At 65.6% G+C, this 23,224-nt stretch carries 19 protein-coding genes; 5 read left to right on the top strand and 14 right to left on the bottom strand.

Annotated features, from left to right (window positions below; all coding sequences use genetic code 11):
* Positions 1-43: 43 nt before the first annotated feature.
* The 3 genes from ACIBJI_RS17090 to ACIBJI_RS17080 are packed head-to-tail and all read right to left on the bottom strand — an operon-like array spanning position 44 to position 2,246.
* On the bottom strand, positions 44-343 hold the full coding sequence (locus ACIBJI_RS17090) for an antitoxin (protein ID WP_364347182.1): 300 nt from the start codon (positions 341-343) through the stop codon (positions 44-46).
* A gap of 34 nt (positions 344-377) precedes the next feature.
* Positions 378-1,520 (bottom strand): MBL fold metallo-hydrolase, encoded by a 1,143-nt coding sequence (locus tag ACIBJI_RS17085; RefSeq protein WP_364347180.1) that lies wholly within the window; start codon positions 1,518-1,520, stop codon positions 378-380.
* On the bottom strand, positions 1,521-2,246 hold the full coding sequence (locus ACIBJI_RS17080; protein WP_364347178.1) for an enoyl-CoA hydratase: 726 nt from the start codon (positions 2,244-2,246) through the stop codon (positions 1,521-1,523).
* A gap of 90 nt (positions 2,247-2,336) precedes the next feature.
* Between ACIBJI_RS17080 and ACIBJI_RS17075 the strand changes: the two genes are divergently transcribed.
* A complete protein-coding gene (locus ACIBJI_RS17075; protein WP_397084808.1) occupies positions 2,337-3,464 on the top strand; it encodes an NAD(P)-binding domain-containing protein in 1,128 nt (375 codons plus the stop codon).
* Here the strand turns inward: ACIBJI_RS17075 and ACIBJI_RS17070 are convergent.
* From ACIBJI_RS17070 to ACIBJI_RS17045, 6 genes are all read right to left on the bottom strand, one after another.
* Positions 3,461-4,315, bottom strand: a complete 855-nt coding sequence (locus tag ACIBJI_RS17070; protein WP_364347174.1) for an aldo/keto reductase — start codon at positions 4,313-4,315, stop codon at positions 3,461-3,463. The genes ACIBJI_RS17075 and ACIBJI_RS17070 overlap by 4 nt on opposite strands.
* A 91-nt stretch (positions 4,316-4,406) precedes the next feature.
* Complete coding sequence (locus tag ACIBJI_RS17065; RefSeq protein ID WP_364347172.1) at positions 4,407-5,921, bottom strand: carboxyl transferase domain-containing protein; 1,515 nt, start codon at positions 5,919-5,921, stop codon at positions 4,407-4,409.
* A 50-nt stretch (positions 5,922-5,971) separates the two neighbouring features.
* A complete protein-coding gene (locus tag ACIBJI_RS17060) occupies positions 5,972-6,574 on the bottom strand; it encodes an ATP/GTP-binding protein (RefSeq protein ID WP_174414979.1) in 603 nt (200 codons plus the stop codon).
* On the bottom strand, positions 6,555-6,929 hold the full coding sequence (locus tag ACIBJI_RS17055) for a DUF742 domain-containing protein (protein WP_040686485.1): 375 nt from the start codon (positions 6,927-6,929) through the stop codon (positions 6,555-6,557). The genes ACIBJI_RS17060 and ACIBJI_RS17055 overlap by 20 nt, the downstream gene beginning before the upstream one ends.
* A gap of 7 nt (positions 6,930-6,936) precedes the next feature.
* Positions 6,937-7,350, bottom strand: coding sequence for a roadblock/LC7 domain-containing protein (locus ACIBJI_RS17050; RefSeq protein ID WP_011207200.1), 414 nt, complete (start codon positions 7,348-7,350; stop codon positions 6,937-6,939).
* Entirely contained in the window at positions 7,347-11,465 is a 4,119-nt protein-coding gene (locus ACIBJI_RS17045; RefSeq protein WP_397084806.1) for an ATP-binding protein, read from the bottom strand. Before ACIBJI_RS17045 ends, ACIBJI_RS17050 begins: the two co-directional genes overlap by 4 nt.
* Before the next feature lie 319 nt (positions 11,466-11,784).
* Between ACIBJI_RS17045 and ACIBJI_RS17040 the strand changes: the two genes are divergently transcribed.
* The 4 genes from ACIBJI_RS17040 to ACIBJI_RS17025 all read left to right on the top strand — a co-directional run bounded on the left by ACIBJI_RS17040 (position 11,785) and on the right by ACIBJI_RS17025 (position 16,547).
* Positions 11,785-13,872: an AMP-binding protein gene (locus tag ACIBJI_RS17040; protein WP_364347167.1), complete on the top strand. Its 2,088-nt coding sequence runs from the start codon at positions 11,785-11,787 to the stop codon at positions 13,870-13,872.
* A gap of 146 nt (positions 13,873-14,018) precedes the next feature.
* Positions 14,019-14,405 (top strand): hemophore-related protein, encoded by a 387-nt coding sequence (locus ACIBJI_RS17035; protein ID WP_364347165.1) that lies wholly within the window; start codon positions 14,019-14,021, stop codon positions 14,403-14,405.
* A 56-nt stretch (positions 14,406-14,461) separates the two neighbouring features.
* A complete protein-coding gene (locus tag ACIBJI_RS17030; RefSeq protein WP_397084804.1) occupies positions 14,462-15,169 on the top strand; it encodes a response regulator transcription factor in 708 nt (235 codons plus the stop codon).
* A gap of 7 nt (positions 15,170-15,176) precedes the next feature.
* Positions 15,177-16,547: a HAMP domain-containing sensor histidine kinase gene (locus ACIBJI_RS17025; protein WP_364347161.1), complete on the top strand. Its 1,371-nt coding sequence runs from the start codon at positions 15,177-15,179 to the stop codon at positions 16,545-16,547.
* Positions 16,548-16,835: 288 nt separating this feature from the next.
* On the opposite strand, the gene ACIBJI_RS17020 is transcribed toward ACIBJI_RS17025, so the two are convergent.
* The 5 genes from ACIBJI_RS17020 to ACIBJI_RS17000 all read right to left on the bottom strand — a co-directional run bounded on the left by ACIBJI_RS17020 (position 16,836) and on the right by ACIBJI_RS17000 (position 23,218).
* The gene (locus tag ACIBJI_RS17020) at positions 16,836-17,027 is read right to left on the bottom strand and encodes a hypothetical protein (RefSeq protein ID WP_397084802.1); all 192 of its coding nucleotides are present in this window, start codon (positions 17,025-17,027) and stop codon (positions 16,836-16,838) included.
* Between the two features lie 158 nt (positions 17,028-17,185).
* Positions 17,186-18,238: a hypothetical protein gene (locus ACIBJI_RS17015; RefSeq protein ID WP_397084800.1), complete on the bottom strand. Its 1,053-nt coding sequence runs from the start codon at positions 18,236-18,238 to the stop codon at positions 17,186-17,188.
* A gap of 272 nt (positions 18,239-18,510) precedes the next feature.
* Positions 18,511-20,346: an ATP-binding cassette domain-containing protein gene (locus ACIBJI_RS17010; protein WP_397084798.1), complete on the bottom strand. Its 1,836-nt coding sequence runs from the start codon at positions 20,344-20,346 to the stop codon at positions 18,511-18,513.
* Between the two features lie 81 nt (positions 20,347-20,427).
* Positions 20,428-21,657, bottom strand: a complete 1,230-nt coding sequence (locus tag ACIBJI_RS17005) for a 3-oxoacyl-[acyl-carrier-protein] synthase III C-terminal domain-containing protein (protein ID WP_364347370.1) — start codon at positions 21,655-21,657, stop codon at positions 20,428-20,430.
* Between the two features lie 88 nt (positions 21,658-21,745).
* Positions 21,746-23,218 carry a cytochrome b5 domain-containing protein gene (locus ACIBJI_RS17000; RefSeq protein ID WP_396959374.1) on the bottom strand — a complete coding sequence of 491 codons (1,473 nt, stop codon included), beginning with the start codon at positions 23,216-23,218 and terminating at the stop codon, positions 21,746-21,748.
* Between the last annotated feature and the right edge of the window lie 6 nt (positions 23,219-23,224).

Raw genomic sequence — 23,224 nt, 5'->3', positions numbered from 1 at the left:
GGGGCGGGGACCGACAGATACCGGTCCCCGCCACATATCAGGCCTACGGCTGCCCCGGCTCTCCCGGCTCGGGGGCGGGCTTGGGAGCGGGCGGCACAGGCGGCTCCTCTGGCACGGGCGGCTTCGGTGCGGGCGCGGGCGGTTCCGATGCGGAGTGGTCCGTCGGGACCGCCTTCTTGGCGGCCTCCTGCACCTTGCCGATCTTGTCGGAGTATTTGTGGCCGGTTTTCTCGTCGATGAACCCGCCGGCCTTGTCGACCGCTTCGTTGATTTTGTCGGCGTTCTTGGCCGCCGTTTCCTTACCCTTGCCGACCAGGCCTTTCAGGGTGTCCACGACACTCATACCTGCATTCCTTCCTGTCGACGAACCTAGGTATTCACCCAATATCCTCCCACCAGGAATCCCGGCTCGGCAGGTCATTGGGATCGATGCGCTGGCCGGGCATCGGCACCGCCACCGCGGTACCGGCCGACCGCGCCGCCTCGACCATCCGGCGCACCGGCTCCGACCACCCGTGGAAGGCCAGATTGAAGGTCGCCCAGTGAATGGGCACCAGCAGTCCGTGTCCCGGATCGCCGACGCCGAGGTCGGCATGTGCCCGCACTGCCTCCTCCGGGTTCATATGCACATCCGGCCAGGCCTCGTCATAGGCCCCGATCGGCAGCAGCGTCAGATCGAACGGTCCGAGCGCGGCACCGGCTTCGGCGAAAGCCTTGGTGTATCCGGTATCACCGCCGAAGTAGACCCGCCGCGTCGGGCCGATGATGGACCAGGACGCCCACAGTGTGGTGTTGCGCACCAGGCCGCGGCCGGAGAAGTGGCGCGCCTCGGTACAGGTGAGCACCAGATCGGTGCCATCGCGCTCGCGCCCCAGCGAGGCAAGGGAAACCGAACCGCCCCAATCCAATTCGACGATCCGATGTTCGGGCACACCCCAGTGCCGCAGATGTGCGCCGATGCCGATCGGCACCAGGAAGGGCGCGGCCTGTCCGACCACCAGCTGACGCACCGTCGCCTTGTCCAGATGGTCGTAGTGATCGTGCGAGATCAGCACCGCGTCCACCTGCGGCAGCTCCGATAGCGGCGTCGGCACCGGATGCAGCCGCGCCGGCCCGACCAGCGCCGACGGCGAAACCCGTTCGCTCCAAACCGGATCGGTGAGAATCCGATACCCGTCCACCTCGATGAGCGCCGATGCGTGCCCGTACCAGGTGACCGCGAGATCGGCGGCATCGGTCGGTACGTCGGGCGTCGCCAGCGGAACCGCGGTGCGTGGACGACCGGCATTACGCCGAGTCAGCACCGAAAACAACAGGGACGGAGCGGCGCCCGAGACGAACTGGGTGCTCGGCTCGGTGTTGTGGAACTGACGATTGCGATAGCTCACCGCGCCGGTGGCGTATGGCGCAATGGCGTTGATGGAGGCGCCGATCGCCGAGGGGATATCCCAGACCGCGCGTGCCACCCAGGCGAGGCCGAGAGCACCGGCGGCAATACCGACTATCTTCTTCGGATTCATTTATCGTCCCACGAATTTCGCCGCGCGCTTCTCTGCCCTGGCCAGCCGCCCCTCCTGGGCGTCCTGACTGGTCCACGCCGCCTCCAGCGCCGCACGCTGCTGCGTGTTCTCCGGATCCCGGGTGCCGTCATCGTTGAACTCCAACTTCATATGCCGCAGCGAGAGCGGTGCCAGTTGGGCGATCGATTTGGCCCACGCCTGCGCATCGGCCAGGGTGCCGAGCCGGTTGGCGAAGCCGAAGGAGTAGGCGTCGGCGGCCGATACCGGTTCCGCGCCCAGCAGCACGGTCCGTGCCGGGCCGCCGCCGATCAGCGATACCAACCGCCGCACGGTCCAGCGGTCGACGGTGATACCGAGCTTGGCGGCCGGAATGGCGATATAGGAATCGGGTTCCATGACCCGCAGATCCGAGGCCAGCGCGATCTGCACGCCCGCGCCGAGTGCACCGCCATTGATCGCCGCGATCACCGGGACCGGTACGGATTCGATGGTGTGCAGCATGTCGGGCAGGGCCGCCAGGAATTCCTCCACGTAGACCCCGGACAGATCCGCGCCCGCGCTGAAGAGGGTGCCCCGACCGGTGAGCACAATCACCCTGGCGTCCTCGGCCGCGGTCAACACCGCTTCGCGCAGCCGCGTGACAAGTTCGATGTTCAGCGCGTTACGCCGCTGCTCGCGCTGTAGTTCGATGGTGACGACATCGCCATCGCGGCTAACGTCGAGCATGCATCCTCCCCAACTGACCGGTTCGACTGGTTACATCAACTCTGCCACAGGTGGTCGAACATACCGACCAAGCCGATACGATCTCGGTTTGTGCCGACAGACTTCTCCATCCTGGTGATCGGTGCTGGTCAGGCCGGGCTGTCGGCCGGTTACCACCTGCAGCGCCTCGGCCTGCGTCCGGAACGGGATTTCCTGATCGTCGATCACGCACCGGGACCCGGTGGGGCCTGGCAGTTCCGGTGGCCATCGCTCACCCTCACCACCGTCAACCGGGTACACGACCTCCCGGGCATGCCGTTCGCCGAGACACTGCCACCCGATTCCGACGCCGTGCCAGCGGCCACCGCGGTGCCGCGCTATTACGAGTTGTACGAGAAGCGATTCGATCTGCGGGTGCGCAGACCGGTCTCGGTGACCGTTGTCTGCGACCGCGATTCCGACGGAACCCCCTGTGCCGCAGGGGCGGACCTCACGGCGGGGCGAGGCACGACACTGAATGTCGAGACCGATACCGCGGGCACGATCCGGGTGCGCGGCCTGATCAATGGCACCGGCACCTGGGAGCGTCCCTTCATTCCGCACTATCCGGGCGCGGAGACCTTCGCCGGACGCCAATTGCACACACACGACTACCGCATAGCCGATGAGTTCGTGGACAAACATGTCGTGGTGGTCGGCGGCGGAGTGTCGGCGGTTCAGTTGCTCGATGAGATCTCCCAGGTCACCACCACGACCTGGGTGACTCGACGCGAACCGGTATTCCGAGACACATCATTCGCCGACGAGGACGGCCGGGCCGCCGTCGCCATCGTGGAGGACCGTGTGCGCCGCGGCCTACCGCCGGGTTCTGTGGTTTCGGTCACCGGTTTGCGGCTCGACGATCGATTGCGCGCCGCTCAGGCTCGCGGCGCGCTGCAGCGGCATCCGATGTTCGCGAGCATCGAGCCGGATGGGGTGCGCTGGGCCGACGGCTCGTTCCAGCACGCCGACGTGATCCTCTGGGCAACCGGATTCCGCAGTGCCCTGGACCATTTGGCCCCGCTACGCCTGCGCGGCCCAGGCGGCGGCATCACCATGACCGGTCGGCTCGCCACCCAGGTCGCCGTCGATCCGCGCATCCACCTGATCGGCTACGGACCATCCGCCAGCACCATCGGCGCGAACCGAGCCGGGCGCGCCGCCGCCCAGGAACTGACGGCCTATCTCGGCCTTCGTTAGGCGAGCCCTGCGGTGAAAGTGGTCGGATCGGGGCCTATGCGGGCGCCCTTGTCGAGTGCGTTGATGGCGTTCATCTGGTCGCCGGTGAGTTCGAAACCGAAGACGTCGAAGTTGCCGGCAATGCGCGACGGAGTGACCGACTTCGGTATGACGACAATTCCCTGCTGAAGATGCCAGCGGATAATCACCTGGGCCGGAGTGCGGTCGACCTCATCGGCGATGGCGACGATGGTGTGATCGTCGAGCAGCGTGCCCTGCCCCAGCGGACTCCACGCCTCGGTGGCAATGGCATTCGCATCATGGAATGCGCGTAACTCGCGCTGCGCCAGCCGTGGATGCAGTTCGACCTGGTTGACGGCCGGGATCTCGCCGGTCTCACCGATGATCCGCTCCAGATCGGCGACGGTGAAATTCGACACACCGATCGAACGCACCCGGCCCTGCGCCTTCAGTGTCTGGAAGGCCTTGAAGGTCTCGACGAAACGATCGGCCTGCGCCACCGGCCAGTGGATGAGAAAGAGATCGAGATAGTCCAGGCCGAGCCGAGCCATACTGGCGTCGAAGGCGCGCAGCGTGGCGTCGTACCCCTGATCGGAATTCCACAGCTTGGTGGTGACGTAGACCTCGTCACGCGGCAGGCCGGATTCGCGGATGGCACGGCCGGTGCCCTCCTCATTGCCGTAGATAGCGGCGGTATCGATGCTGCGATAGCCCGCCTCCAGCGCGGCGGTGACGACCGGCTGGACGTCCTGCGGCGGTACTTGGAACACCCCGAAGCCGAGCTGCGGGATCACGTGCCCGTCGTTCAGCACGATCGAGGGAATGGCGCTGGTCTCGCTTCTGAAGGTCACATTCCGACCGTAGAAGTGCCGCGCCGCGTCGTCAACGAGGACCCCTGGTGTGTTGACCACCGGTTTTCCGAACGGGACTCGTTCGCGCTGGTTACCGGAGGTTGTCAGGCTGGCCGAGGCGGCGATAGCGGGTGCGGCGGGAGGCACGAATTTCCTCGTGCGGGCGGGCGCGCAGCGCGGTGAGCTCTTCGGCGATGGCGGCGACCATGCGGCGGGCGAAGTCGACCGGTTCGTCGGCGGCGTCGGGAAATTCCGGGACGATGCGGTCGACGACACCGTCGGCGAGCAGGTCGGTGGCGCGGATGCCCTGTGCGGCGGCCAGCTGGGGGGCATGGTCGGTATCGCGGTAGACGATGGCGCTCGCCCCTTCGGGCGGCAGCGGCGCGAGCCAGCCGTGGGTGGCGGCCAGGACCCGGTCGGCGGGCAGCAGTGCCAATGCGCCGCCGCCGGTGCCCTGACCGAGCAGGACCGAGACGGTCGGGGTATCCAGGGTCACCAGATCGGCTATGCAGCGGGCGATTTCAGGGGCGAGCCCACGCTCCTCGGCTTCCTTCGACAGAGCCGCGCCAACCGTGTCGATCACCAGCACCAGCGGCAGCCGCAATTCCTGGGCCAGCGCCATACTGCGCCGGGCCTCGCGCAATGCGGCGGGGCCCATGGTCTGTTCGCCATCCTGACCCGAGCGGTCGTGGCCGAATACAATGCACGGCTGTCCACGAAAGCGGGCCAGTGCGTGCACTATTGTGCGATCGGATTCACCCTGACCGGTGCCGCTGAGCGGAACCCGTTGCTTCACATGGCGTAACAGGTCACGAATGCCGGGTCGACCTGGGCGGCGCGAGATCTGGACCGATTCCCAAGCCGGAACATCCGGGCTCGCTTTCCCGGTACCACGCACGGGCACGGCCCAAGCAGGTTCCGCCGCAACAGAATCCGGCACGCCACTGAGCACACTCAACGCACGATGCGCGATGCGGCGGAACACCGAAACCGGCAGCACACCGTCGATTACACCGTTGCGGTACAGATTCTCCGCGACCTGCACGCCCTCCGGAAAATCCCTGCCGTACAACGCTTTATAGACGCGCGGGCCGAGAAAGCCGATGAGTGCACCGGGTTCGGCGAAGGTGATGTGCCCCAGCGAACCCCAGGACGCGAAGACGCCGCCCATCGTGGGATTGCGCAGATAGACCAGATACGGATGCCCGGCCGCCTTGTGCGCCGCGACCGCACCCGCGATCTTCACCATCTGCACGAAAGCGACTGTGCCCTCCTGCATTCTGGTACCGCCGGAGGTCGGCGACGCGACCAGGGGCAGGCCGAGTTCGGTGGCGCGCTCGACCGCCGAGACGATGCGCTCGGCCGCCGCCACCCCGATCGAACCCGCCAGAAATCCGAACTCGCAGGCGATTACGGCCACGCGTCGACCACGCAGCAGACCTTCGCCGGTCAGCACCGCCTCATCTGTACCGGCCGCCAGCTCGGCCTTGTGCAGATCCGCACGGTATCGCGGGGACGCGGCCACCGTCACCGGTGGCCGGTCCCAGCTGATGTACGAGTCCGAGTCGAGCAGTTGCCCGAGCAACTCCCGCGCCGAAATCCTCACCGAGCGAGCTTAGCCACTCGATTCGGTGCCGACGCGTCAAGCGCGAACGCTCAGTAGCCCTGCATGACTTTGCGTAGGGCGTACTCGGTGAGCGAGACCAACGCCTGCTTGGCCGGCTCGCGACGGCGGGCATCGATGGACAGGATCGGCACATCCGCAGGCACCGCGAGGGCCTGCCGAATGTCCTCGATCGGATACCGCGGCGCGTCGTCGAATTCGTTGAGCGCAACCAGGAACGGTAGATTGCGCGCTTCGAAGTAGTCGACGGCCGCGAAGCTGTCCTCGAGCCTGCGGGTGTCGACCAGCACCACGGCGCCGATGGCGCCGCGGATCAGGTCGTCCCACATGAACCAGAAGCGGTACTGGCCCGGCGTCCCGAACAGGTAAAGCACCAGATCGTCGGCGAGGCTGATCCGGCCGAAGTCCATCGCCACCGTGGTGGTCGACTTCATCGGAATACCGGTCAGATTGTCGATTCCGGTACTGGCATTGGTCACCAATGCCTCGGTGCGCAGCGGAACAATCTCCGAGACGGCACCCACCAACGTGGTCTTACCGACACCGAAGCCGCCAGCGACCACGATCTTCGCCGAAGTCGGTTTACTGGTGCGGGTATCGACCTGTGCCGTCGAATCAAATACGCCGGAGTCCACTGAGAACCCTTTCGATCAGCTCGCGACGTTCATCGTCGCTGGAATCGTCTTTCAAAGTCGCCGAAACTCGCACATGCCCGGCCTCGATGAGGTCGGCCACGAGCACGCGGGCCACCCCGATGGGGATACCCAAACGCGCCGCTACTTCAGCAACGGACGGCGATTCTCTGCACAACTCCACGATGGACGTCTCGATGTTGGTCAGTTCGAACTGCCGCTCCAGGGCGACCGGATGCGATGCGACAAGTGCCTCCAACGCCAACTCGACCGCGGGCCTGGTACGGCCCGCAGTCAAGGAGTATGGGCGAACGAGACTCGGCTCGGCGCTCCCCATGCGGTGATCGTCTATGTCCATCCCACCATCAGGAACCCATCGTGACGCGTGGCGTGGCCTGCACCGTCTGGCCAACACGCTCGACCAACAGAGCCATTTCGTAGCCCACCTGGCCGATATCGCAGGAAGTATTGGTCAGCACCGCGAGATACGAGCCGTCGCCGACTGCCATGAGTAGCAGGTAGCCGTGCTCCATCTCGACTACCGACTGCAGCACGGTGCCGCCTTCGAATAGATTCGAGACGCCTACCGAGAGGCTGGCCAGTCCGGCGGTGACAGCCGAGAGCTGTTCGGCACGGTCCACCGGCAGCTGCGCGCTCGCCGCCATGAGTAGGCCGTCAGCCGAGACCAGGACGGCATGAGCTACGCCAGGAACCTCGTTGGCGAAGTTCGAAACCAGCCAATCCAGCTGACGATTCGTACCACCTAGATCGGGGTTCATCGGTCTCCTTTATCTCCGGTTAGGTTCATTGCCTTCATTGCGCGGCCATCCCGGACGCCCTGCTGGTGACGACTCAAGCTGGACCTGATCGTTTCTGGATCGCGACGTGGCGTGCGATCGGCGTTGCCGGTGACACCGCCGGGGACCAGCCTCCCGCCCGGATTGCGTTGGGGCAACCCGGCGGCCGTCTTTGTTTCGGCCTGGGCCTCGCTGGCGCGGCGAGCCGCCTGCCAGCCTTCGTCGCCCGGTGATTCGAAGGAGGCCGCCACCTGGGACCGGTCCGAGTTCGGATCCGAGAGCCACGCCGACATCATTTCGGCGAAGATCGGTGTCCCGCCCATGACCGAATCGGAGTCGACCGCGGGCTGCAACCTGGTCTGGAAGAACGATGCCGCCTTCTCCGGATCGGGCTTGAAGCTGTGCCGTCCCGGATCGCGCGGTGTGGTCGTCGCCCCGCCCTCGGAAACCGCGGGGGTCTCGCCGCTGGCCGCGGGCTGGGCCGCACCGCGATCGCGTCGCGGCAGACCGACACCCGGCGGAACTTCCTTGCGCGGCAGTACCGTCGCTCCCGGATCGCGCTGGGGCAGACCGGTCGGACCCGTCTCCCGCTGCGGGAGACTATCGCGGGACGGCAGCAGACCATCACGCTGGGGTAGCCCGCTCGCCGTATGCGCACCCGACTGACGCTGCGGCAGGCCGTTCGGGGTCTCACGCTGCGGCAAACCGTTCCCGGGCGACTGACGCTGCGGCAGGCCGTTGGCACCGGACTCACGCTGCGGTAGACCACCCAGAGCATCACGCTGCGGCAAACCACCGGTGCTCTCCCGCTGCGGCAGACCACCCGTGCTCTCACGCTGCGGCAAACCACCCAGAGCATCACGCTGCGGCAGACCACCGGAAGCGGAATCCCGCTGCGGCAAACCCGAACCGGTGTCCCGCGGCGGGATACCGGTCAGACCGGACTCCCGCTGCGGCAGGCCATTCGATGCCGACTCGCGTTGCGGCCGACCGCCGGCGCTCTCCCGCTGCGGCAAGCCACCAGTGCTTTCGCGTTGCGGCAAACCGCCAGAGCTCTCACGCTGCGGCAAACTGCTCAACGGATCACGCAACGGATCGCGCTTCGGCAGACCACCAGTGCCCTCACGCTGCGGCAACCCACCAGAGCTCTCACGCTGCGGCCGACCACCAGAGCTCTCACGCTGCGACAGACCACCCGTGGTATCCCGCTGCGGCAAACTGCTCAACGGATCACGCAACGGATCGCGCTTCGGCAGACCACCAGTGCCCTCACGCTGCGGCAAACCGCCCGTGCTCTCACGCTGCGGCAGACCGCCCGTGCTCTCACGCTGCGGCAGACCCCCGGTGGCTTCCCGCTGCGGCAAACCATTCGACGTTTCCCGCTGCGGCAAGCCACTCGCGGGCGACTGGCGCTGCGGCAGACCGGTCGCACCCGGCTCTCGCTGCGGCAATCCGCCGGCGGCCGAATCCCGCTGCGGGAGTCCGCCGGCAGCCGAATCCCGCTGCGGCAGACCGCTCGAACCAGCCTCACGCTGCGGCAACCCACCCGAGGCAGCACGCTGCGGCAGGCTCGAACCGGTATCGCGCTGCGGCACACCACCGGCACCCGGTTCGCGCTGCGGCAGACCATTCAGCCCCGAAGCACGCTGCGGCGCCCCACTGGTACCCGGCTGACGCTGCGGCAGTCCGCCACTGGGCTGACCGCCCTCGGGCTGCGGCACACCATTCGTGCCCGGCTGACGCTGCGGCAGCCCACCGGAGTTCAGATTCCGCGGTGGCAGACCACCACCGGAAACCGTCGGCTCGGCGCCCGGCCGGTTCGGCGGCGGACCGCCCGGCGTGACACTGCGCCTTGGCAGATTCGCCGCGGCGAGCTTGCCACGCTGCGGAGCGCTCGGCGCCTGTCCGCCCGATGGGCGCAGGGCCGGATTCGATGGTGCCTGGTCCTGACGCAGCCCCGAGGCTCCCGAGGACATGGTGGAGCCGGGCGAACGCTGCGGCAGCCCGCCCGCCGTCGGAATCGGACCACTGCTCGCGGCCGGTGCCGGACTGCTGATCGGAATCGGCCCGCTCACACCGGGATCGACGGTGACAACGACATTGCCACCCGGCGTCCTGGTGATCGCGCGCGTCTGCATCGACGCCGCGGCGGACGGTCGCTGCGGACTGGCCGCGGCGACCTGCGGTGTCGCCTGCGGCATCGCGGTGGTCTGGCCTTGGCCGAGCACGATCAGACTCATCGGAACGTGCACGGTGACCGTGACGCCGGGATCCCGCGCGGTGTCGAAGGTCGGGCGCAGACGCACGGTGAGTCCGTGTCGCTCGGCCAATCGGCCGACCACGAAAAGACCCATGTGCCGCGCGGTATCCGGCCCCGGCTCGGCGGTCTGCTCGAGCCGCCGGTTGATATCGGCCATTTCACTGGGCGGCATACCGATGCCGCGGTCCGCGACCTCGATGAGCATGCCCTGGTCGTGTCCCTGCGCGAAGGTGAACTTCACGTCGGTCTCCGGCGGCGACGCGCGTAGCGCGTTGTCCAATAGCTCGGCGAACAGGTGCGCCATATCCGAGGCGGCGGGCTCGACCAGCGAACCACGCGGTGTCGCACCGAGCTTCACGCGCTCGTAGTCCTCGACCTCGGAGATCGCCGCACGCAGCACGTCCGCGATCTCGACCGGCGCGGACTTGCTGCGCCGCTGCCGGGTACCGGCGAGGATCAGCAAGTTGTCACCGTTACGGCGCATACGAGCCGCGAGATGGTCCAGCCGGAACAGGTTTTCCAGCAGGCGCGGATCCTTCTCGTCGTACTCCATCGCCTCGATCAAACTGAGCTGATGGTCGACGAGCGACTTGGAGCGCCGGGCCAGGGTTTCGAACATGTCGTTGACCTGAGCACGCATCTGCGCCTGGTCACTGGCCAAACGCAGCGCCTGGCCGTGGATATCGTCGACGGCGCGGGCCAGCTGACCGATTTCCTCGTGGCTGCGGATCGGCATCGGCTCCAGCGGCACATCCTCAGGGGACGCGCCGTTACGCAGCTGGGCGACCTCGTGCGGCAGATCGCTCTCGGCCACGCGCAGCGCGGCCAGACGCAGCCGGTGCAGCGGCACGATCATCGAGCGCGCGACGAATACCGCGAGCAACAGCGCGGCGAGAATGGTCGCGATGACGACCGCGGTGTAGGTCCACGCCCCGGTATTGGCGTTGGACACCAGCGAGCTCATCGCCGAGTCGATGTCCTTGGTGGACTTGTTGACCACGCGCTCGTAGACGTCCAGGCTGCCGGTGAGCGAGTTCTTCAGATCACCGACCGGGATCTTGCCGGACTGCGCCTCCGGGCTGGTCAGCAGCGAGATCCGGTTATCGATACCGGCCCGCAGATCGGCGATCGAGGTGTCGCCGTCGGAAAAGCGGTGGGCGAGCACGTTGAGCATCGCCCGCTCGGTATTGGCCGCGGTGATCGCGTTCTGCACGCCCGCCGCCGAACCGCGCAGCACCTCGGGGAATGCGGCAACCTCACCGACCAGTGCGGCACGGGTGTTCAGCGAGTCGACCAGCCGCAGCTTCGACTGTTCGATGGCCTGGTCGCTGACCTGGCCGACCGTCGTCTCGACGATGTGCACACTGTCGTTGCGGACCTGGTCGATCAGCCCGATGACTTCGGCCGGTGTCTGCGTCGTGACGTTCTTGCCCTGGGCACGAACGGCCTTGGCCTGGGTGATCATGCTGTCCAGCGACGCGCGCGCACCGGCGACACCGTCGAGCTTGCCGCCCGACTGTTCGGCATCGGCGATGACCTTGTCGAGGTCGGCCAGGTTCTTGTCCGACACGATCGACACGTTCGGCATGATCGAAATCATCTGCGAAGCGGCGGTCGTCGCCGTCTGCGCGCTCAGCGCGGTGACGGCAGGGATCGTCTCGATGTTCTTCGCGGCAGCGTCCAGTCGGTTCGCGTCGGCGAACTCGGTGGTAATCCTGGACACGCCGAGGCCAACCGCGACTGCCAGCGGAACGGCCAGGACCGCCGTAACCTTCCAGCGCAGGTCCCAGTTGCCGAGCGCCCAGCGTTTGCTGCCGGACCTTGCGGCGTCACGCATCTCCCACTCACTTTCCAAACTGGCCCCAACCACGTGCCATCAGCGAACCTAGACAATCGCATGCTGGCTCGACAGGCAGAGCTGGCCGAGGAACTGCGGCTGGCCGAGAAATTGCGTCTACGACGGCCCAAATAAGTGACATCAGATTCTAACGGATCAATAACAGCTTGGGTGACGTTGAGTGTAGCTACGGGCTTTGACCTGCCGGTAATCGGCAAAACCAAAGGTCGCGGCACCCACCCGGGCGTCGCGTGAAGTCTGCCACAATCGTGCTGATCTATCGAGGCGGGCATCGAAGCGAGGCTAGGGAGTCACAAGTTTGGGTACAGCATCGCGCAGTGATTCCGCGGGGGGCGGTGGTCGGGCGACGGGCGGGCGTGAGAACCGCGCCTACCGGCCGGTCTATCAGACCAGCTTGGTCGATCCCGCTGAGTTCTGGGCCGAGGCGGCCGAGACGATCGATTGGGTGACCCCGCCGACCCACATCGTCGACACCACGACTCGCTCGATGGCCAGGTGGTTTCCGGACGCTCGCCTCAATACCTCCTTCAACGCCCTCGACCGGCATGTGCACGGCGACACTTCGGAGGAGGCGGGCCGAGCCGATCAGCCCGCCCTAATATACGACTCCGCTATGACCGGCGCCAGAGGTGTTTTCACCTACGCCGAACTACTCGCGAAGGTTGCCGAGTTCGCCGGTGCGATGGTGCGTTTGGGGGTCGACACGGGTGACCGAGTGGTCATCTACCTGCCGATGATCCCGGAGGCGGTGATCGCGATGCTGGCCTGCGCCCGCATCGGCGCGGTGCATTCGGTGGTCTTCGGCGGCTTCGCCGCACCCGAACTCGCCGCCCGCATCGACGATGCCGAACCTGTGTTGATAATCACTGCCTCGGGCGGCTTGGAGCCGGGCCGGACGATCGACTACCCGCCGATCGTGTTGCAGGCCCTGGACCTCGCCGAGACGAGCGCGCCGCGTCACGTGATCGTCAAGCAGCGGCCGGAATTTCCGACTATCCACTTCTCCACGCCGCAGCCCGCCACCGAATCACTACCGAGTTCCACACAAACCGTCGCAGTGCAATGGCTGGATTGGGAAGACGCCGTCCGCGATGCCCAACCCGCCGATCCGGTTCCGGTCGCCGCGACTGATCCGCTCTACATCCTCTACACCTCCGGCACCACTGGAAAGCCCAAGGGCGTGGTTCGCGACAACGGCGGACATGCGGTCGCTCTGGCCTGGTCCATGCGCAATATCTACAACGTCGGGCCGGGCCAGGTGATGTGGGCCGCCTCGGATGTCGGCTGGGTCGTCGGGCATTCGTACATCGTCTACGCGCCGCTGCTCGTCGGCGCGACAACCCTGCTCTACGAAGGCAAACCGGTCGGGACGCCGGATGCGGGCGCGTTCTGGCGCGTGGTCGCCGAACACAACGTGCGTGTGCTGTTCACCGCGCCGACCGCGCTGCGCGCCATCCGCAAGGCTGATCCGGATGCCGCACTCGCCCACCGCTACGACCTGTCCTCGCTGCGCGCACTGTTCTGCGCCGGTGAGCGCCTGGATCCGGCCACCTACGAATGGGCCAGCGAAACGCTGCTGGCCGATCGGCCCGACTGCCCGGTGGTCGACCACTGGTGGCAGACCGAGACCGGCTGGCCGATCTGCGCGAATCTGCTCGGCCTGCAAGAACTTCCGATCAAGGCGGGTTCGGCGTCGGTGCCGGTGCCCGGCTACCGGCTGCGGGTCCTCGATGCCGAGGGCAATCCGGTCGCACCGGGCACCGAGGGCAATATCGTCATCGGCCTGCCACTACCGCCGGGCACGCTAACCGGGCTATGGCGCGACGAAGATCGTTTCCAACGCTCCTACATGTCGGCGTTTCCCGGCCACTACCTCACGGGTGACTCCGGATATTTCGATGACGACGGGTACCTCTACGTGCTCGGCCGCAGCGACGATGTGATCAATATGGCCGGGCACCGGTTGTCGGCGGGCAGCATCGAGGCCGCGATCGCCGGACACGAAGCCGTGGCCGAATGCGCGGTGATCGGCCTTCCCGACGAACTCAAGGGCCAACGGCCGATCGCTTATGTAGTGCTCAAGTCCGGCGTCGAGATCGATCCGGAACGCCTGCGCGACGAACTGATCGCCCGGGTGCGCGAGCAGATCGGCGCGATCGCCACACTGCACGACGCCGTCGTCGTCACCGCACTGCCCAAAACCAGATCGGGCAAGATCCTGCGCAAGACGATCCGGCAGATCACCGCGGGCGATACCTACGACGTACCGTCCACCATCGAAGATCCCTCGGTGCTCGCCGCGCTGGAGGTACAGATCCGGGCCAGCCGACCGCAGGGGCCCGGTCCGGAAGTCGTTGCGCCCAACGGCGATCCGATCGTGCCCTGATACTTTGCGATCGCATTTCGTTTCACCCCTTAGGGAATCCTCAGGGATAGTTCACACATGTGCCAGTGCGGGGCAATAGCGTCTAGGGCGCTGTATCCACAGCACCCCTCGAAGCAACACCCCTCGAAATTCTGGAGGCACGCACCATGAAGCTCTACCGCAGTCGCCCGGCCGTCGCCGCTCTCGCCGCGGGTGGCATGGCCAGTGTGGCCGTGTTGCTCTCCCCGGCCATCGCGGCCGCGGATCCGATGACACTGGCCGGGCCGCTGCTGAACTCCGACTGCTCCTTCGCCCAGGTCGACGCGGCGCTGCACGCCAAGGCCCCGCAGCTGGCGGCCATGCTCGACGCGAACCCGACCCAGAAGGCCGAACTGCAGCGCAAGTTCGACCAGCCGGTCGAACAGCGTCGCGCGGAACTCCAGGCCACCATCAACGAGAACCCGGGCGCAGCGCAGGACGCCGAAAACGACCCACGTTCCGCCAGCCTGGCCGAGACCATCCGCACCGTGGCCGAAACCTGCCACAGCTACTGACGGCACACCCGGCTTGCTGACCGACTCGAGCGATACGTGCCTGCACAATGAGTGATGTGACCGAGCGGAGCGCGAAGCCGACCGTCCTTGTCGTCGACGATGACGAGGACGTGCTCGCATCGGTCGAGCGCGGGCTGCGCCTGTCCGGCTTCCAGGTGCGGGTCGCTCGCGACGGCGCCGAGGCACTGCGCAGCGTGACCGAGCAGGCGCCCGACGCAGTGGTACTCGATATGAATATGCCGGTGCTCGACGGCGCGGGCGTGGTGACGGCACTTCGGGCCTTGGGCAATGAAGTCCCGATCTGTGTGCTCAGCGCCCGCGCCTCCGTCGACGACCGAATCTCCGGGTTGGAGTCCGGCGCCGACGACTATCTGACCAAGCCGTTCGTGCTCGCCGAGTTGGTGGCGCGGATCAAGGCGCTGCTGCGCCGCCGCTCGGACGTTCCGGCCCCCGCCACACCGGGCGCGATCGCGGTCGGTCCGCTCGAGGTCGACGTCGCCGGATACCGCGCATTGCTCAACGGCCGCGAAATCGAGCTCACCAAGCGCGAATTCGAGCTGCTGTCCACCCTGGCCCACAATGCGGGCGTGGTGCTGAGCCGGGAGCGGTTACTGGAATTGGTGTGGGGCTATGACTTCGCCGCCGACACCAATGTGGTCGATGTCTTCGTCGGATACCTGCGGCGCAAGCTGGAGGTCGAAGGCACGCCACGGCTGCTGCACACGGTCCGCGGCGTCGGATTCGTGCTGCGAGCGCCCAAGTGAGTTGGCAATGACGTCGCAGCTCCCCGGGAAACGACGGCGGCGCACGTTCTCCCTGCGCACCCGGGTGGCCGGTGCGGCCGCGGTCGGCGCAATCATCATCGTCACGATCATCGGCGTGATCTCATCCCGGGCCATCGAGCGCAATAACCTGGCCCAGACCGACCAGCAATTGACCATCGCGTCGCGATTGGTGCTCATCGACTCGGTCTTGGCCGTCGGCGTGCTCGGACTGGTCGGTCCGAACTACGACATGGCGGTGACGGTCCGCGACAACAACACGATCGTGGCCAGCACACCCATTCGCCTGCCCGAACAGCCGATCGGATCGCATACCGTAACCGTGAACGGCACCCCGTTCCGTGTACTCACCACCACCGCGAACCAACCTGCGGGACGCGTTGTTTCCCTTGGTATTCCGTCCACAGCGGCGGCACGCACAACCGCCGAGCAACAGCGCTGGGTGCTCGCGGGAGCCGGACTGGCGATCGCCACCGCCGCCGGACTCGGCTGGCTGCTCGCAGGCCGCGCAGTGCGCCCGATCGTCGATCTCACCCGACAGGTCGGCACACGCAGCGGCTACCGCGATCCGGACAATCCACAGCCACCGGTCGACGGTTCCGGAGTCCGGGAGGCGGAAAAACTCGCCGAAGCAGTGAACACCCTGCTGCAACGGGTTGATCAAGCACAGACCGAAACCGCCGCCGCACTGGAGACCGCACGCGATTTCGCGGCCGTCTCAGCCCACGAACTGCGCACCCCGCTCACCGCCATGCGCACCGACCTCGAGGTGCTGCGCACCCTGGACCTGGACGAGCCCCAACGCGCCGAAATCCTCGCTGACCTGCAACGCAGCCAGGGCCGCGTCGAAACCACCTTGGCCGCACTGGAACGTCTCGCCTCGGGCGACCTCACGCACGAGCGCGATCACGTCGACACCGACGTCGGCGACCTCTGCGATCAGGCCGCCCACGACGCCATGCGCCACTTTCCGGGCGTCACCGTCCGCATCGATACCGACGCCGAATTGATCACCCGCGGCCTGCCCGCCGGGCTGCGCCTAGCGGTCGACAACGCTTTGACCAACTCCGTCAAACACGGCCGCGCCACCGAAGCCGTCGTCTCGGCCCGTCGAATCCCCAACGGTCACATACTGATAACCGTCGACGACAACGGCCGAGGAATCCCCGTCGAAGAACGCACCGACGTCTTCGAACGCTTCTTCCGCGGCAGCCAAGCCAGCAAAGGCGGCTCCGGACTAGGCCTCGCCCTGGTCGCCCAACAGGCCCAATTACACGGCGGCCGAGCCTATTTCGACGACAGTCCGCTCGGCGGTGTGCGCTTGGTACTGGACCTTCCGGAACGCCGAACCACCACCTGACCCGAAAGAGCGCTTGCGGCTTGCGGTTCCACGCTCTTCGGCCAGGGGCAGCAGTTGCCTCTCAACGGCCGCGGAGCCGGGCAACGCCTCGCCGAATGTCGCTTCCACGTGTTGCAGTACCGCGATCCGACGCGCACGCATGACCGGATCATCGGTTGCATACGGCCCTCGCGACAACTCTCCCAGCGTGACTGCCGTGATTGCGGACTCGATCGGCAAATCGGCCGGATCGAAAAAGGGAGAGAGTCGCGATTATGCCAGCGTCGAGTACGCCCCTCGCATTGCGGCTCACAGACCCTTTTTTTCGAGCGGATCGTCGGACAGTTCGTCGCCGACCACAGCATCCAAGTCGCGTCGGAGTTCGTCGTAGTCGAGTATCGGAGCCTTCGCGAACATCTCCTGGGCCTGACTGGTGGGCACGAAGCGTCGGCGCCTGATGGGCGTTACTTCGGCCAACGGCTCGCCGTTGATGGTGAGCATATATCGACTTCCCTCCCGCAGACCACGGGTAACACTGCCGGACTCATTGACGAACTGGCGCACACTGACCTCGGTCCGAGGCGGCATCTCGGGAGCAGGCGTACCCACACCGTACCGCGCTGTGCCCCACCCAGGTGGCCGGATGTGCGCGGGCTCTATCAGTTGCGAACCACCTCGACCGGGTCGGTCAACGCAAGCGCCAGTGCGGACTGCTGGGTGCTGCTGCGCTGAGGCAGCGCTGCGATGGCCTTATCGGTTTGGGTGCTGAGGTTGGTCACGATCTGTTGTAGTTGGGTGACGCCACCGGTCAGTTGGCTTATGGCGCTGACCAATTGAGCACCGCCCTGGTCGGCCAGTTGCGGTAGCCCCTCGGCGAGTTTCGCACCTTCGGCTAATTGCGCACTGGCACCGGTCAATCGGTCCACAACCGTGCGCAGGAGCGTGCCGAGATCGGTGTTCGGATCGACCGCAGCACCAACCAGACCGCCGAGATCGGTCAGCTGCGAACCGGCCTGGCTCGAAACATTATGCAATCCTTCGAGTTTCGCGATGATATCGGCGACCTGGGGATCGCCTGCGAAGGGAAGCGCGCGCATCAGCGGCAGGATCTGGTCCAGACCGCCGTTTACCGTATTCGCAGTCTGCTGCACCTGTCCGATCGTGACGCCGGTCGAATCCAATGCCGAGGCAAGTTGATTCGCCTGTGCGGCGGCACCCGAGACGGTCGAGTTCAGCAATGCGATCGCCGAAGTCAGTTGTGCCGAACCTTCTTTGGCGTAGGCCAGGAAGCCGAGTAGCTGATCCGCACCCGAGCTGAACTGGTCGGCGCCCGCGGCCGCGGCACTCACCCCGGCGTTCAGCAGTTGAGTGGTGAGCTGCACCGAGGTCATCTGGGTGCGCGCCTGCGCGACCGCGGCCAAAGCGGCGTCGACACCGGCCGCGCCGACTCGGTGCGTCACCGTATTCACCGCGCCGTTCACCACATCCGCGTCCGCGCCCTTATGCGTATCCACCGTGACCTTGGCCCGCTTCGGCTGCGCACTCGCCAGCGTGCCCATGGATTGGGTCAGATCGGCGGGCAGGGTGATCACCGCAGCGTAGTCATCCGCGTCGAGCTCACCCGGCTTGCCTACGGTCCACTCGTAACCGCCGCCGTCCTGCTGCAGCCCTTGCGCGATGCGCGCACCAGTAGGCCCGGTATCGGCGTTCACCAGCGCGAGACCGCTGGGTGAGCCGGATGATCTCGAGCAAGCGGTAACGGCGCTCCCGAGCGCCCCGGCAATGACAACGACAACGGCGAGCAGTGCGCACCGGGTGCGTATTCCAGTCACAACTCCGCCGCGCTAGCGCTCGGCTCCGCCGTGACCGGCAGCGCTGTGTCTTTGGTTCCTTCGCTACGCTTAGTCACACCTGCCGACCCTAGAGCTCAGAATTGGCATCGTCGCTTACCGAAGTCTGAGAGTTCGGTAAGGACCGCAGATGATCAGGCGAGCTCGGCGCCGGTGGGTTCCTCGGTCCGCTTCGCCTCGACCACCCTGCCGAAATCGAGTTTGACCAACTGGTCTGCGTGGTGGAAGTAGCGATCGTCGTGGGTGATCACGATGACGGTCTTCCCGCGCTGTTTGAGTTCGGTGAGGATTTCTTGATAGAAGACATCACGGAACTTGGGCTCCTGGTCGGCGGCCCACTCGTCGAAGACATAGATCTGCCGGTCCTCGAGCAGGGCGGTCAACAGCGCGAGCCGTTTGCGTTGGCCCTGCGACAGATCGATGGTGGACAATCGCCCGTCCTGCACCGTCACCTTGTGCGCGATCTGCAACTCCTCGAGATAACGGCGCACCTCACCATCGAGTCCGGGCCGATCGAACCCCAGGTATTCCTCGAACAGGTGGAAGTCGGTGAAGATCGCCGAGGAGTTCTGCCGGAACCACTCGATATTCTCGTGGTCGATCGGCTCACCATTGAGCGACAGCGTGCCCGTCTGTGGCACGTACAGTCCCGTGATCAGCTTGGCCAGCGTGGATTTGCCGCTGCCGTTACCGCCGACGATGAAGGTGATCTGGCCGGGTTCGAAGACCAGATCGAGCGGACCGAGCCGGAACCCGGCCTCGCCATTGCTCGCCTCCGGTGGCGGGCCGAGCGGCATCGGCCGATTGTCGTGTCCGCTGTGGTCGACGAACCGATGCCCGTTGACATCCGGCAGCGGCCCGCCGGGACGTGGACCCCGGCCGGGCGGATGCGCGCCACCTCTCGGCCCACGAGGACCAGGCCCGCCCGGCCCCGGCGGGAACGGCGGTGGTGGCTCCATCCGGTAGCTGTAGGTGACATTCGTCAGCTCCAGCCGCGCGGCATCGACGGTGGGACGGTCCGTGAACGGCAACCGCTGCTCATCGTGCATGGTCTCCATCGACAGATTCATCGCGCGTATCTTCGCCAGCGCCACATCACCGCGCAGCAGATCCGGGATGCGGTGCATGAAGTTCTGCATCGGCATCGCCAGGAATGTCGTCACCAGGACATACCCGACCATCACATCACGCGACAGATCCAAGGGGGCGACCAGCACGAACAGGATCAGCGCCATGGTGCCGAGCTGCAGCGCCTGCCCGAAGCCCTGTGCCACTGAGAATTTGGAGCCGGCATCGACATTCTGTGCACGCAGCGTCGCGGCCGAACCGAGCAGATGCCGCTGCATGAAATCGCGGCGGCGCCCCCGATGCAGCTTCAACTCTTTGATGCCCAGCGTCACGGCCTGGTACGACCGCAACAGCGCGTCCTCGTTCTCCCGCGCCTCGCGGTAGATATTGCGCACCCGCCTGAGAATCAGCTCGACACAAGCGATTCCGAGCAGCGTGCCCGCGACGGTCACCGCGAACAGCGGACCCGACACCGCCAGCAGGAAGACGAAGCAGCCCACGATGGTGGCCACGTCGATGCAGATGCTCGGAATGGCGGTCACCGCCTGCGAGAGCGAACGCACATCCTCGGTCAGCGTCGCCATCAGGCGGTGCATGCCGAGCCGTTCCAGATGCTCTAGCGGAGCCGAGACAATCCCGGAACTCAGATCCGCGCGCAGCCGGTAGATCGCCTCTTGGGCAAGGCGAATCAGCAGCACCTGCGACACCACGCCACTGACCAGAATGACCAGGCCCGTGAGGGCGAAGCTCTGGATATTGATGTGCGGATGCGGTTCCGGCGACACCACACCCCTGATGAGGGTCACCAAAAAGGTGTTGGCCGCACCGCAGATGAGACCCGCGGCGATGACGGCCGCGATCCGCATCCAGGAGATCGAGATGAGGAATCGGATGAGTTGCATGGTTGCTGCGCTCCTCAACGGGCAATTTGGCTCAACAGGCGATTTGGCTCAACGGGCGATTTTGGCTGAGAACGGTGCTTACTATCGGCGAATGATGTCGAAGATCATGCCTTCGAGGGTGACCCCCGGGGCGAAGGAGAACGCCACACCGGTCGAGATCGGCTTCGCCGTCTCCTGCTGAACCAGCCCGCCCGTCGCCCGACCACTCCCCAAACAGTCGCCGAGCGACACTGCTTTTTCGAGCACGAAAATCAACGACACGCTCAGCATATTGCCGAACCTGGCCAGCACGTCCCAGCTCAGCGCCGCCCGCTCCGGCGCGATACCGAGCGAATGCACGGACTCCTCGATGATCTTCGGACCACCCGGGTGGATGGCCCACAGATCGACATCGGATTTCTGCAATCCATTGCGGCCCAAGACCTCGGTGACCACGGGATCGACCCCGGCGTAGATGTACTGGGGCAGATTCTCCGACAGCTCGCAGGTGATGCCGTTGTGATTGACACCGAGCACGATGCCGTCCTCGGCACCGTCGAAGAGCTGGCTGAAGCTGTCCCGGATCACCACCTTGCCCGGCGCCAGCGGCTGCTGGACCTGACTGGCGCCGATGACCACCGCACCGCAGCCGTCACCGAACAGGCTGTGGATGATCACATCGTTGACGTTGTCGTCGAAGACGGCGTTAACCGAGCTCAGCTCGATGCAAACGACCATCGCCTTCTTATCCGGATGCGCCCGAACATAATCCACGGCAGTTCGAATGCCGTTCATCGCGGCCGCACAGCCCATGAAGTTCACCACGACCCGTCCGACCGACGGCGACAGCCCCAGCTGCTTGACCACCGCGACGTCCACGCCCGGTGCGATGAAACCGGTGCTGGTCACGAAGACCAGCAAGCCGATCTCCGCCGCCGCGTCCTCGATACCGGCGAGGGCACGCCCCGCGACATCGACGGCCAGCGGAACCGCGTGGCGGTAGAACAGATTCATCCGGTCCCGGATCGTGCCGCGCTCCCTGCCGAACTGCAGGAATTCGGGATCGAGCGGATCGACCACCAGGCGGCGGCTGTCGATCTTCGTCTTCTGGTAGATCCGCGAAATCCGCGCCCGCTGTTGCGGATCGGTGAACAGCTCGGCCACCCGATCGGCGGCGTCGGCTTGGTCGACGAGCTGACTCGGCGCACCGGTCGCGATGCTCTCGATCACCCCGACCGTGGTCGGCGGCGCGGGCGGCAGCCCGTACTGCACGAGGCCGTGGCCGCGCTCGTCCCCCTGACGAGCCGCCGACGTTCCCTCATCGATAGTGATTGACACGAAATTCTCCCCGTTCTTGTGAAAAATGGTGATCGGCGCCGCGCCAACCCAGCGGTTCGATCGGTCGATCTCCGGAATCGATTCAGACCGTGCCGATTCCGGTGAATCCCTGCACTGTGTAGACGGCACAGGTCTTCAGCGCCCCCGGCGAGCAATGCTCGCGGACGAAGCCCCAATTCCGTTCCTCGGCTTCGCGTGAGGGCGACAGCAGGTAGGTGCGGCAGAGTTTCGGGAACCGATCGGTGAAGAAGCTCTTCGCCGGCAGCCACTCGACGCCGAATTTCGCTGACTCCTCGCGTAATACGTCCTCGGTGGCGATATTCGCGAAACCACTACGCTGGAACGGCAGGACGTGATGGACGCGGTGCGAACTCAAGCCGGCCGCGAGAAAGCAGTCGATATAACGATTTCCGATCACCTTCAGGTCGTAGGCCTGCTCCACCTGGTTGACGGCCCAGTCCTCGGTATCGGAGGCGGGAAGTTCCTCGGCCTCGACTTCGAAATCATGGCTAGCGACAACCAGGAAGGTACTGATCCACAATGTCACCACGAATTGCAGTGCCCAGGCCCAGAAGTCGCCCGCCAGGGTGAAGGCCACCAACTCGCCGAGCAATAGCCCGCGCACACCGAACGAACCGATGAAGTGCGGCAGCGCACCACCCCAGGTGCCGTACATGTCTTTGATGCCGACTTTGCGGGTGAGGCGGCAGACATCGAGGAGCCGAATGGTCATGCCGGTCACCGTGTGCCCGAATTTGTGCAGGGTGTGAATCGGCACCCGATACAACCGGGGCACCCGCATCATCATGGTGAAGACGTTCTTCTTGATATCGACTTCACTCTGGGTATGCGGATGGTGCAGCAGCGCGTGTCCGTCCGCGGTGACGAAAGCCAGTGCGACGTAATTGAAATCGAAGGTATTCGTATAGATCTTGTTCAGACCCTTTTGCGCGCGATGGATCGCGTAGTGGCCGAATCCGGCCAGTGAGCTGCGCAGCAGCACCATCAGGATGACGAAGACGGGCAGCGGCATCCAGCTGCGCTCGAACAGGCGCAAACCCTGCACCGCGAAGTACGCGACGGCCAGTACGGCGACCACGAGGTTGAAGATCGTATCCATGCGCTGCAGTCGCGCGGCCAACTCCGGCTCTTTCAGCCGAGCCTTGACCTGGTGCAGCAGATCGTCTTTATTGTCGAATCGGTACTTCGGAGTGTCCTGCCAGCTGTCGAAACCCTCTTTGAACAGAAAGTCGGGTGCGTTGGCCTTCGGATGAATGTCCTCAGGTAATGCGTTGCGCCCCAACGCATACCGTTCGAGCATTCGCCCGATTCGCTCGGGATCACGGTGATAGGAGCCGATGATGGAAGTGATATCGCGATTTTTTGTTCGCCCGATGAAGAACTCGCCGCCGGGATGTTTGGAGATCCATTCGCTCAGATCGTAGGCTTTTCCGTTGTAAACCCACACATTCGACAGTTGCGGGCCACCGCCAGGAGGCGGGCCGGGCGGTCTATGGAAGTCCCGCTCCTCCGCTTCTGGCTGGCTGTTCGTCATCGCATT

This window comes from Nocardia sp. NPDC050408 (assembly GCF_044458905.1).
GTDB lineage: Bacteria > Actinomycetota > Actinomycetes > Mycobacteriales > Mycobacteriaceae > Nocardia.
This window is presented reverse-complemented; position numbering and strand designations above follow the sequence as displayed.